7 protein-coding genes are annotated in these 13,618 nt (G+C 38.5%); 1 reads left to right on the top strand and 6 read right to left on the bottom strand.

Annotated elements, in window-relative coordinates; translation table 11 throughout:
• Positions 1 to 68: 68 nt before the first annotated feature.
• The 4 genes from ACKXGU_RS02145 to ACKXGU_RS02130 all read right to left on the bottom strand — a co-directional run bounded on the left by ACKXGU_RS02145 (position 69) and on the right by ACKXGU_RS02130 (position 2,250).
• Positions 69 to 659: a M28 family peptidase gene (locus tag ACKXGU_RS02145; protein ID WP_463466442.1), complete on the bottom strand. Its 591-nt coding sequence runs from the start codon at positions 657 to 659 to the stop codon at positions 69 to 71.
• Positions 598 to 1,107 (bottom strand): M28 family peptidase, encoded by a 510-nt coding sequence (locus tag ACKXGU_RS02140; RefSeq protein ID WP_463466441.1) that lies wholly within the window; start codon positions 1,105 to 1,107, stop codon positions 598 to 600. Before ACKXGU_RS02140 ends, ACKXGU_RS02145 begins: the two co-directional genes overlap by 62 nt.
• 75 nt (positions 1,108 to 1,182) lie before the next feature.
• A complete protein-coding gene (locus ACKXGU_RS02135; RefSeq protein WP_463466440.1) occupies positions 1,183 to 1,524 on the bottom strand; it encodes an FUSC family protein in 342 nt (113 codons plus the stop codon).
• Positions 1,525 to 1,530: 6 nt separating this feature from the next.
• Complete coding sequence (locus ACKXGU_RS02130; RefSeq protein ID WP_463466439.1) at positions 1,531 to 2,250, bottom strand: DUF3108 domain-containing protein; 720 nt, start codon at positions 2,248 to 2,250, stop codon at positions 1,531 to 1,533.
• 225 nt (positions 2,251 to 2,475) lie between these two features.
• On the opposite strand from ACKXGU_RS02130, the gene ACKXGU_RS02125 reads away from it, so the two are divergent.
• Entirely contained in the window at positions 2,476 to 3,321 is an 846-nt protein-coding gene (locus ACKXGU_RS02125; RefSeq protein ID WP_463466438.1) for a universal stress protein, read from the top strand.
• Between the two features lie 76 nt (positions 3,322 to 3,397).
• Here the strand turns inward: ACKXGU_RS02125 and ACKXGU_RS02120 are convergent, their stop codons facing one another.
• Together ACKXGU_RS02120 and ACKXGU_RS02115 are read right to left on the bottom strand one after the other, a co-directional pair.
• Entirely contained in the window at positions 3,398 to 12,253 is an 8,856-nt protein-coding gene (locus tag ACKXGU_RS02120; protein WP_463466437.1) for a lamin tail domain-containing protein, read from the bottom strand.
• A gap of 606 nt (positions 12,254 to 12,859) precedes the next feature.
• Positions 12,860 to 13,618 (bottom strand): leucine-rich repeat domain-containing protein, encoded by a 759-nt coding sequence (locus ACKXGU_RS02115; RefSeq protein ID WP_463466436.1) that lies wholly within the window; start codon positions 13,616 to 13,618, stop codon positions 12,860 to 12,862.

Raw genomic sequence — 13,618 nt, 5'->3', positions numbered from 1 at the left:
AGCACTGTATTTCATAGGTTTACAAGGCGCTTTTTAACAAACTTTAACAAGGGGTTTAAGTGCCTCTTTTACAGATTCACATTATGTATTAAATCGGTCTCCATATTGGCCAGATGCCAGGCTGTGGCAAAAATAAGTCGTGTGCGTTTTTCCAGCAGTTCAAATTCAATTTTATCTGGAGTATCGGTTGACAAATGATAATCGTCATGCTCTCCATTGAAATAAAAAATAACAGGAATATCCTCGCTGGCAAAGTTGTAATGATCAGACCTATAATAATAACGGTTTCTATCATTTTCGTCATTATAGGTATAATCTAATTCCAGTTTAAAATATCGCTCGTTTATTTTTTCTGATATGTAATGAAGTTCTTTGCTAATTCTGTCAGAACCAATGAGGTACAAATAATTACCATTTTCTCTGTGCCTATTGTCAATTCTTCCAATCATATCAATATTTAAATTGGCAATTGTTTTATCTAAATCAAAAATAGGATGTTGAATATAAAATTGAGATCCTTGAAGACCGATTTCTTCAGCTGTTAGATGTAAAAAGAGTACACTACGTTTAGGAGCATATCCATTTTCGCTAGCCAATTTAAATGCTTGAGCCATCTCCATTAGGGCAGTGGTTCCAAGAACCATTATCATCTGCTCCATTGAAAAACTTGCCATCCTCAACACCTAAATGATCGAGGTGGGCAGAAATGATAACGACTTCATCAGGTTTTTCAGTGCCCTTTATGTATGCTATAACATTTTCAGATGTTCCTGTTCCTTCAGGAAGATTTTCAGCAGGAATGTTTTGAAAATATAGAGAATCATTAATAGGAGATAGGATATCCTGTTCTGCATAATAATTCTTTAAGAAATTGGAAGCTTTTTTTTGACCTTCAGTACCAGCTTTACGACCTCTGAAATCTTCGGAGGTAAAATCATATAACAACACTTTTAGTTCTTCTGCTTTAATCGTGTTGGCATAGGTCATTACAGTAGTACTATCATTTAAATGAATACCATCCTTTAAATTTTCAATTTTAGTACTGTAACGAGTCGTTGCACAAGAACCAACGAGTGTTAATGCAGAAATGATTAATAAAGATTTCATTGATTAATAGCTAATTATCAGACAAATAAAATGAAAAAATGCTAAACAGCAATGTTAAATAAGCTTAAAGTATGGTTATTCCAAATCTAAATCATCTAAATCCAATTCTTCCAATTCTTCCAGAGCTTCCTCTTCAGACTGTTGTTCTTTTTGTTCCAGTTCCTCGGTATTTCCTACTTCAGATGTACTAAAAATACTTTTGTAAGTGGCCAGACTAAGTGCTAAAATGGTTAGTAAAAACGCTAGTTTAATGGCATGCTTTGGTTTTAGATTTTTATTTGATATGTAAAAAGCCACTAGTCCAAAAATCAAAGCTGCAATAGCAGGAATAAAAGCTAAATTAGACAACGGTAAAACGGATAATATAACAGCAAGAACAGCGGCAATCAATGCTAAAGTCGTAAATAGGTTTCTCATAAGTACTTAATTTTTTAATCCTGAAGCCGATTTTATTTTTAACTCCCCATTGCCGACTGGAATTTTAAATTTGGCGAAAACGGGAACTTTATTGGCATCGGCAGTCAGCCAAATTAAATTATCATTGCTGCCGCTCAAAACGGAACTATTATTTATAGAGATAGCCAATTTATGGCATTCTTTAGTGCCTATTTGCGTTTTAATGGTTTCTTTTCCTTTGTAAACAGCCACCACTTTAAACTCGGTATTATCAAAAAGCACATTAAATGTATAAGATTTGTTTGATGAAGCTTGTGATAAGTCTAAATTTCTCATTTTATATATAGTAGTCACAATATCTATGGTTGAACTTCCAATTTTGAGATTGGCATTTTCTTCATAAAATCCGCCAACTTTGGCTCTTTTTCGTTTAGTGCTTTCAGCAATATTTGATTTGTGCTTGAATTTATATTGCATGAATTTGTAATACCCACCTTCATTAATATCACGCTTGTGTAAATAGGGTGTTAGGGAATTCATATTGACGTAACTTTCATATAAATCCCGGATTTTAAAAAAACTATCCCATTTGCTGTAGGTTGTTGCCGTACATTTTAATTTCAAGAGTGTTGTTTTGGATGTTTTTACGGGACTGGTCTCCATTGTGACTTCTGCTAAATCAGTCATGAGACCTGACATATTGTAAGCAGCAGTAAACACTAATTTTTCATTTGATGAAACGGCCATGTTTTGTGAAAATCCTATGGACAATAAAAAAAAGCAGAGTAAAAACAAGGTGCAACGCATAAATTAATAAGATTTGTTAGATAACGTATCCATAAACATTTATTGTGCCGAAAATACAAATGATTATAAAATATTACTAATAAAAAATGGGGACTCTCAACCTCATGACAATTATCAGTTTAAATAAAAAAATATTGTAATATCTTTAAGACACATAAATGGACTATGAAAAATATTTTAATTACTACCGATTTCTCGCAAAACGCCAATCATGCTATTCATTATGCCATTAACTTGTTTCAATATGAACCATGCCAGTTTTATATATTGCATGTCGTAAAAGCATCTAGTTTCATTTCGGATGATTTAATGAACATGAAACCTTCGAGTTCTTTGTATTCTCAAATAATTGCAGAAGATAAGGAAAGACTGGAGAAGGATATAGAAACATTAAAAAATCAGTATAATAACATTTTACATCACTTTTCACCAATAGTAGACTATGATAATTTTATTGGAGCTATTCAGCAAAGTATCGAAAATAATGATATTGAATTGGTGATTATGGGAACGAAGGGCGCCACCAATAGTATCAAGAAAATTTTTGGCAGTAACACGTTACGGGTTATTGAGAATATTAAGATTCCTGTTTTGGCTATTCCGCAATCCTGTAAGATAAAACCTATTCAGAAGATTCTATTCACTACAAATCTAAACAGAAACTACCATTCGGATGATTTGAAATTTCTAGTTAATTTCTCTGAACATTATAATTGTGAAGTCCATATGTTGCATGTTTCTCAAGCCAATTCCTACACAAAAGAGCAGGAGCGCATCAAAGAACAATTGGATGACCTGTTTAAGAATACCACCCATCAATTGATTGATGAATCGAAATCAACCTTTCTGGCTTCTGTTATTAAATATATAGAAATTCATAAAATAGATATGTTTTCCATGGTCAGTCGCCAGCATTCATTCTTTGAAAAGTTGTTTAATGAACAAAAAATAGAAAAAATAGCCAATCATCTGGAAGTGCCATTTTTGGCTTTAACAGATTCACAGCAATAAATTATTATATTAATTTTCAAAAGAAAACCCCTCCATATATGGAGGGGTTTTTCATCACTAAAACTACTATGGTTGGTTAGTATCGCACCAGTCTGACCGACTTGGTGATACCGCTTTGGGTCACTTTCACGATGTACACGCCACCGTCGAGTTTGTCACCGAACACGTGCGTACCGTCATAACTAAAGTCTCCTTTGTGAACAAGCCTGTTGTTCATGTCGTACACTTCAATATCAACATTCTCGGTACTCACGGCCGTTTTCAGCTTCAGGTTGAAGTTGCCCTTGGATGGGTTCGGCCATGCGGTCACTTCCATGTCGATACCCAGACGCAGGTCACTGCTGTCGGTTACATCACCACCGGATACTGGTTGGTCAACAGGACATGGATCGCAGAGATCATCAGCATTCCAGACGGTATTTTTGTTACCATGCACACGGTTGGCAATAAACAGACCCGTCATATAGGTAGGCGCACCATTCTGGTCACCTTTGACCAATAATTCATGGAAATAGGCATGAATACTGGCACGTACATAAGAACCTTTCTCGATCTGTACATCCTGGTTCACATAGAACACCACCTTGTTCGGATCGTCCGCATTGATGGTACCGTTCTGTGCCAGCATAAATTTCTCGTTGATAAAGACATTGGCGCAGTTCTCAAACTCGATGGAAGCCCCATCAAAGGTATTCAACTCGTTGATGTACACATTAGATTGTGTAAATATCACTGTTGCATTCTGCTTCACGGTCACCACGTCATAGACACTGCCATTGAGGGTCTGTGTCTGGTTGTTGTTCACGGTCGCATCCGGACTACCGGCATTTGAAAGTGTGTTGTATACAAACGCAGGGATTGTTGGGTTAGCAGGTGCAAACACCTGACTGCCAATGGTACTGCCCTGATTCAAGTCAAAGCTGACCGCCTGTCCAAAGTCGACCACCGTGGTGGCTTGGTGCAATCTGATATTACCAATATTTGGATCCATGGCACCCACGGCACCAGTTTGTACTAAATTATTGCCATGCAAGTAAACATCCTCTTCCGCCAATATGGTATAGGCCGCCACAAGCGCACCAGCATCAAAGCCAGTCACCTCAAATTCAGCATAAGCTGTACAGTTGGTAGCCGATGTTACTAGGACACCATAGATACCGTTGGCACCCACTTCAATGGAAGCTGTTTCCTCACCGGAGTTCCATAAGTATTCCACAGCCTCATCACTGTTGGCCGTTAAGACCACTACAGCACCCTGGCAGAATTCTGGAAGCTCACTTTGAGAAATAGTCACCTCTGGGAAGCTACCATCCACTGTTACGGTAGCCGTACAGGTAGATGAGTTGCCATAATCATCCGTTACCGTTAAAGTAACCGTATTGTCACCTTCTTCGGCACAAGTGAACGTATCAGGAGATACACTATATGTTAAATCGGTATCGCAGTTATCCGTACTGCCATCAGCAATGGCATCAATATCACTTTGTGATAGGGTATAAGTGCCATCCGCATTGAGATATATAGAGATATCGTTACAGACCGCAATTGGGTTAACCATATCTTCCACAGTTACCACAGCCGTTTCACTGGCCGCATTACCATGGATATCTGTAACGGTTAGGGTCACCGTATTCTCTCCAATATTAGAGCAATCAAAACTGTTTGGTGTCACCGCATAGCTTTCAATACCACAGGCATCGGTAGAACCACCATCGACATCAAGCGCTTCAATGGAAGCATTACCCTGATCATCCAACTGAACCGTAATGTTCTGTGTCACCACCGTAGGTGCCACATTATCTTCTATAGTGACTGTGGCACTACAGGTAGCGGTATTACCATTAACATCTGTTACCGTTAATACCACTGGGTTGGCCCCAATGTTCGAACAATCAAACTCGGTTACATTCAATTCAAGGGTCGCAATACCACAGGCATCATCAGATCCATTATCCACTTGGGAAGGTGCTACAGTAGCCGTACCATCAATACCCAGTTGTACGGTAATATCCTGACAGGCAGGAACCGGTGGAACCAGATCCACAACCGTTACATTACCCTCACAGGTAGACACATTGCCACTGGTATCGGTTACGGTTAATATCACGTTATTAGCCAAATCGGTAATCTCAATATCATGAGCCCCTAGGTTACTATAAGTACCTTGAGGATATTGCGTCCATTCAGTTGCCATATTGGCTACAAAGGCGTTGATATTGCCTTGAAGTACGTCATTGTTTCTAACAAGTGTTGTACCAGCAGTACTGACACCACCAGAAGACCATCCTGTTCCAGGGTTGTTACCAATGACACCAACGACGTCAACGGCATTACCATCCTTAACAAGGGCTACGGCATCGTTACCATCAAAGGCAAAACCATCAATCTGGTCAGCCTGTGAAGCACCATCATTGTTACCAAAGCACAGGACGTACACATCACGGTCGGCAATCGTACCCAATAAAGGCACTTCATATAAAGCCGTGGTACCACCATCGGCATAGACGCGCAGCACGTAGTTATCACCATATAGGTTAACCGTATTACCGGTACCGTTAAATATCTCGATACAATCGTTGTCACCGGCACCATCCACATATTCGGAAATGATCAGGCCATCCAGGTCACCACCAATATCGGAACAATCAAAGTCCAATTGTGACAGCGAGATACTTGCAATCTCACAGTTATCTGTGGAATCACCATTAATATCTTCTTCAGAGATACTACCGTTACCAAATTCATCCAATTGCACTTGTAAGCTCAAGCAGTTGACTACTGGAGCTTCATTATCCTCAACAGTCACCTCGGTTGTACACGTTACAACCTGGCCATTACCATCATCCACGGTCCAGGTCACTAGGGTAGTACCCTGTGGGAATATGGCTCCAGCAAGGGAAGCATCGTTGTTATAATCGTTGGTAATGCTACCGGACGAACAGTTATCGGTAAAGGTGGCATCCAGTTCAGATCCCACTACGGTATAATCACATACTCCTGGATCGGTATCCAAAGTGGTATTTGGTACACAGGTGATCTCTGGTGCGATGTTATCCTCAACGCGCACGATAGCTACACAGCTATCGAAATTGCCGTAAGTATCCGTGACTGTTAAAGTGACTTCAACACCTCTAGCATCTACTTCATGACTTCCTAAATTTTCTAGATTATTTTGAGAAAATTCAGTCCATTCTGTACCTAGCGATGGGAAACCTACAGTGTTATTAAGGTTTCCTTTGGTTACATTAATATTTCTTCTTAAAGTTCTATCTTGAGTTTCGTTTCCAGATACATTCCATTCGGAACCTGGATCTTCTCCAACACTTCCAAAGATATCAATCACATTGCCATTATTAACCAATTCGTAAGCATCATCACCATTATGGCTAACACTGCCAGTTGTTTGATCGGCTAATGCAAGAAATGCTCCATCAGCACTGGAATTACATATTACATGAACATCACCATCTGCAATGGTTCCTGATAGACTTATGTTAGTACCATTTGTTGAACCATTTGAATATCTCACTAATGTATAACTAGAAAGATTGACAGAACTTCCAGTTCCATTGAATATTTCAATACACTTATTGTTGCCACTTCCTTCAATATATTCTGAAATAAATAAATCGTTGATAGGCACCACGGCATTGACATCATCACAGTCAAATGTATTTTGACTGATTTCTAAAATCACATCGCTACAAACATCATAAGAACCACCATCTATATCAGCTGGAGTAATGGATGCTGCACCATTGGCATCTAATTGAACCGTTAAGTCCTGACAGATGACCACAGGTGTAGTCACATCAACAACGTTCACCGAAGTTGTGCAGGTATTTTCATTACCGTTATTGTCAATAACTGTTAAGGTTACCGTATTGAAACCTATTTCCGCACAAGTAAAGCTATCAGGTGAAACAGTCAAACTTGCAATGCCACAGGCATCATTAGTGCCATTTGCAATAGCATCAATATCTACAGAAGATAAGGTATAGTTACCAGTATCGTCTAATTCAACAGTTATGGCGTTGCAAACTACTGTTGGCGCTATATTGTCCAGAACAGTTACTGTGGCTTCACAACTACTAGAGTTACCATTAACATCGGTTACGGTTAGAACGACAGTTGGTGAATCCAGGTTGCCGCTTGACATAGTATGTGTACCCAATCCAGATACATCATCTTGAGGAAGACCTGTCCATTCAGTACCTAAAGAAGGGAAACCACTTAAATCATCAACATTTCCTTGAGTCACGTTGGCATTTCTGCGTAAGGTTTGATTTTGAGTTGTATTTCCAGCAACCACCCATTGTGATCCTGGATCCTCACCAATTTTACCAAAAATATCAACAGATGTTCCAGAACTTATTTTGTACAATTCAATAGCATCGTCACCATTCCAGTTTACAGCACTGGCCACTGTAGTAGCACCTCCGTAAACAACAGCACCATTATTAGCGTACACGATAACATCGCCGTCTGCTAAAATTCCAGAAAGTGGATTGCTAGTTGATGGTGAACTATTGCCATTTGAATATAATCGCAATTCATAGTCAGATAAATCAACATTACTACCTGTACCATTGAATATTTCTATATACTTATTGAAACTGGATCCTTCCACATATTCCGAGAAGAAAATATCGGAAGCAACAACAGGTTCAGAAACTACCACATCACTACAATCAAAATCAGCATTATCAACACTTAAAGAAGCAATACCACAAGCATCGGCACTGCCGTTGCCTATAGCTTCAATATCAGCTTGAGTTAATGTATAATTACCTGATGCATCCAATTCCACAGTGATGTCGTTACAAACCACTGTTGGAGGGGTTGAATCGACAACTAAAATGACTGTTGAACAGGTATTGGTATTGCCGTTGTTATCAGTAACAGTCAGCGTGACATCAATCACTTGATCGGCATCCGCACAGCTAAAAGTATCAGGTGATACACTTAAGCTTGCAATTCCACAGGCATCCGAACTTCCTGCTGCTATTTCAGCGATATCGTTTTCTGTTAAAGTGTAATGGCCATTCTCATCCAATTCTGCCTCAAATGGGTTACAGGAAACAGTTGGAGCCACATTATCTTCTACTGTTACAGTAGCCGTACAAGTGGCAGAATTACCATTTTCATCAGTTACTGTCAATGTTACAACAGGTGAGGAGCCACCACCAACAGAATGACTTCCGAAGCCATCAATCGTGTCAATGTCAAATCCGTCCCATTCGCTGGAAGGATCAAAAGCATCGGATCCATTGGAATCTCCATCAGTCACAGAAGGTTTTCTTCTTATTGTATTGTTTTGAGTCGATACATCTCCTGTACCCCATTCAGAGCCTGGATCAAAACCAATTTGCCCGATAACATCAATAGTGTTATTATTATTCAATAATTCAATAGCATCATCACCATTATAGAAGCTACCATTATTATCTAAATCTCCTGATATAATAGTTGCATCATTATCACAAACCACATAGACATCACCATTGTTAAGACTTCCAGAAAGCGCTATGGTATTACCCGGAGACGTGCCACCATTAAAATAGAATCTCAAACTGTAGTTTGAAAGATCTACGGTATTGCCTGTACCATTAAATATTTCAAGACATTTATTGTTAGAACTGCCCTCCATGTATTCAGAAATAAAGAGATCATTGGAAGGTGTGGCAGCTGCAACTACATTCGAACAGTCAAATGTATTGATGTCCACACTATATGAAACCTCACCGCAGGCATCGGAACTGCCATTGCCAATAGCTTCAATATCGGCTTGGGTTAAGGTATAATTACCTGAAGCATCCAACTCAACAGTAATATCATTACAAACAACGGTTGGTGCAACCTCGTCCAGCACTGTTACGTTGGCCGTACAAGATGCCGTATTGCCACTGGTATCGGTAACCAATAAGGTCACGGTATTGGTCTGTCCAACATGGCTACAGTCAAATGCTGTTTGGCTCAATTCCATAGAGGCGACCGCACAATTATCATTTGATCCGTTATCCACCTGTTCTGCAGTAATGGAACCATTACCTGAGCTATCCAGTTGTACGGTTACATTTTGACAAATCGCATTTGGAGCTGTGTTGTCTTCAACAGTTACCGTTGCTGTACATGTAGCGACATTGCTGTTTTCATCAGTCACCGTAAGAGTAACTTGTACACCACTAGGACCTGCTGCCAGGCTATGCGTTCCTAAACTACTGTAATCACTATCTGCAAGTACGTTCCATTCACTATCGGAAGCATTGGTGCCACGAGAGGCATCCCAATTGGTATTTCCACTGGTAACCGAAGCTTTTCTTGTAAGAACATGGTCTGCCGTTGCATTGTTTACACCAGCCACATCCCAGCCGGTTCCAGGATCAGGACCTTCTTCTCCTACAAGATCAATGATTGTATTATCACTTAATCTCACAAGGGCCCAAGCATCATCACCATTATGAGAGATATTACCGCTGCTAATATTAATATTGCCAGCTGTTGTTACAGGAGCAGTGGCACTTGAATTACGAGCAATAAGAACCTCGCCATCCTGCAACGTACCACTTAAGCCAACTGTAGCTTCCGGGAATGAACCACCATTGCTAACACGCTGTAGTTCGTAACCGCTCATATCTACAGGACTTCCAGTCCCATTGAATATTTCTAAATATTTGTTGGATCCAGATGCGGCCTCACCATATTCAGAGAAAAACAATTCACTTGCAGTAGCACTGCCACCAGATACATCACTACAATCAAACGTAGTATTATTCACACTAAATGATACATCACCACAAGCATCGGTACTTCCGTTGCCAATAGCCTCAATATCGGCTTGGGTTAAGGTATAGTTACCTGAAGCATCCAATTCTATGGTAATGTCATTGCAGACAGCAGATGGTGCAGTATTATCTTCTACTGTTATGGTTGCTGTACACACATCAGTAAATTCACCATCAGAAACAGTTAATATTACATTGGTTGTACCTAATGGATACGGACCGGGATTATCAACTGCAAAGGTCAATACATCATTATCTGGATCGGTTGAACCACCATCAAAGGCAGCAGCAAGTACCGTTGCCGAACAATTGGCATCGGCATCTATAGTGATATTTTGGCAAACAGCTATTGGTGGCTCGTTACAAGCACTTAACGGGTCAAGAACAGTAATATTAAATGTGCACCAATCAGATTGATTACCGCTAGTATCCGTAAGACGGACACTTCTCGAATTTGTTACACCAACATTTTCACAATTAAAATTTGTTCCTCCTGCAAATGATACTACGTTCGTTACAGTACAGTTATCGGAATAACTAGTAATTATATTATCAAATACAAAGTTTGCACTTGTAATAACAAATGTTCCATTAGCATCTAAGTTTACAGTGATGTCTTGACAAACTAATGTGGGCGGTGTGTTATCTACAACAGTAACAGTGGCATCACAAGTAGCAGTATTGCCGTTTTCATCGGTCACTGTTAAGGTTACGATGTTGTCACCTAAATTATTACAATCAAAGCTGTCCGTATCCAAACTCAAGGTTACCGCACCACAATCATCAAAGGAACCATTATCTACCGCTTCTGGTGTAATGGTTGCTATACCGTTGGAGTCAAGCTCCACAGAAATATTTTGGCATAAAGCTTCAGGAGCAGACAAGTCTTCAACAGTTACGTCGAATGTACATGAGGATACATTCCCATTAGAATCTGTTGCTACAGATGTCACTGTGGTTGTTCCCACAGGGAAAAATGAACCTGAAGGCGGATTTGACACTACACTAGTGGTTACAGGATTGCTATTAGAACTGGCAAGTTCAAACTCTACCGTCAAGGTTTGAGATTGAGCAACACATGTTGTCCATGAGGATGTTGTACCAGTTGATATACCACCCCAATTAGGATTATCATTTATTCCTACTTGAATACATGGCCTGACTGTATAATATCCATAACAACTACAGGTAGAAGATGGACCATTTGAAACCGTGAATTCAATTGCATTACCATAAATAGAATTACCACAAGTTCCAACAGTCCACCAAAGGCTACCATCATTGACAGAAATTTGATTTCCAGTTCTTAAACTATTGGCTAATTGTAAAACTTTAACAGGATCTGAAATTGAAACTCCAGTTGGATTCAGGCTTCCTCTTATGGTAGCTTTAGTATATGGTAAATTACCTAGTAAAGAGGCTCTAAAGTCGTTCCACGCCTCACAATGAGGAGAATTTTGTCCTTGAATAAATTCTTCAGAAAAAATTATTGAAGGATTACAAAGGCTCTGGGCTTCCACAGTAAAATCAACATTTGCTCCGCATTCACCGTTTATGGAATTAGCCGTAATATTAGTTGGACAAGTAATATTGGGTGGGCTGTTTAAAACTTCAAACGTTGCCTTAAAATTATTTCCAAAATTACTCCAATAATTATCCAAGTCAATTTGATTGTCATTATTGGTGTCTACTTGAGATCTTACATAGACTTCAATAGTATAATTTCCAGGAGCCAAACCATCCAACAATTGAATGTCTAATGGGAAACCTGTTTGAACATTATCCCATTGCTGATCACCTGGGTTTGCTAGATTTAGATGAAAATTTAAATTAATTTCAGAAAAACCTCCAGATGGTGAACCTGTTGGATAAATTCTGTAAAACAAACTACTGTTAAAGACGTTGTGGCCACCATTTTTGTAAGTTTTAGCTTGACCACCTCTAATGACAAGGGTTTCGGTGCAGCTAAAGCTACCTAAAAAAGCACCATTAAAACCACCAGTATCAACAAGGTGATTATAAAAATTACCACCGCTATTTGTTTCAGTAACAATGTAGGCGTCAAAAATTCCTGAACTTTGTGCTTTTAGCGAAAAATTACAGGTTAGAATTAAGGAAAAAGCAATTAGAAAGTAAAAACGTTTCATTTTGTTTCGTGTTGGTTAATAACAATACCGAACACAAGTAATGCCTTCAGAGACAAAAAGCTGTTCTGTTAGAAAGATTTAATTTACGTAGATATTGGTTAGTTACAACCTATCCCTAAAGAAGTAGATATGTTGATTAATAGCAGGTTAAAAGTAGGTAATTAAAAATTAAGTTCCCAAAATTTAAAGTTTAATAAAAGGTTACGAAATTGTTTTTTCGTTAAATTGTTAAAAAATTTGGATAAAAGACACAAGTAGCTCTTATATCATAGCGATCTAAAATGTAGACGTGTGGAGACTACGTAATATGCAAACAACTACACCAGGTCATTGCACTGCTAATGTTTACAGTCAGTAGAAGTAATCTCTTAAAATTTGGCTGGTGTTTGAAGTTCTCAATGACACCTTTCAATTGAATACTAACATCAAAATATACACGACTTAATTTTACTATCTAAAAAGTATTCAATAAAAGTAATTTCAGTGATTAAAAAAGTAATTATTTTTGAGTTGATTTGAGTTGATTTGAGTTGATTTGAGTTGCGGATAAGAATAAAAAAGGGCAACCATTTTGGATGCCCTTATTTTTAATTCGATTATAATTAATTAGGGACAAGTTAAGGAATAAATAGCTTCAGCATCTTTGGTCCACCAGTACGGAGCTGGTTGTGGTGATAGTGTTACGGCTGCAAGTTGCGTTTCATTTACCTGAACACAAGTAAGTGGATTATTTTTAACGTGCAACCAGTTTAATACGGTGTTATTACTTACGTCCAGACTTGTTAATTCATTTTGATCTGCCCATAATTGATTTAAAGCGATATTCTCACTCACATCGATATCAGAAATAAAAGGTCCTCCCCATATAGTTCTTGGGTCGTCATCAGGAAGCGTATAAATAGACCAATTAGAAAAACTCAAAACTGTTAGCGCAACATTTTTTTTAACATCGATACTGGAAACCAACGTGTTGTCAAAATTTAAAATCTCTAAAGCAAGAAGTTTTTTAACATCTAAGCTCTCAATAGGATTACCACTGCAATCAAGTATAACCAAGCTAGTGAAACTTTCAATTCCTGATAAATCAGAAATTCCTCTATTGGAAAGAAATAACTCGGTAACAGTTTCAACATTGCTTTCTAATACTAACCCATCCTGAACATCATCAATTCCTAATTCAATTAAGGCCTGCTCAAAATTGATATCTGGGATACTTATTGTTTTCTTTGAGGGTTTGTCATTCTTGTATTGATTACCCTCTTCAGCATTAGGAGAACTAATTTCATCTTCTTGGCAATTTTGTAATAACATACCAACCCCTAATAACAGTGCATATAAGCACAAATTTTGCATTTTAAGTTTCAT

The organism is Hanstruepera sp. CR43, from assembly GCF_055227665.1.
Note: the sequence above shows the minus strand (reverse complement) of the source record. Positions and strands in the feature narration are given on the sequence as shown.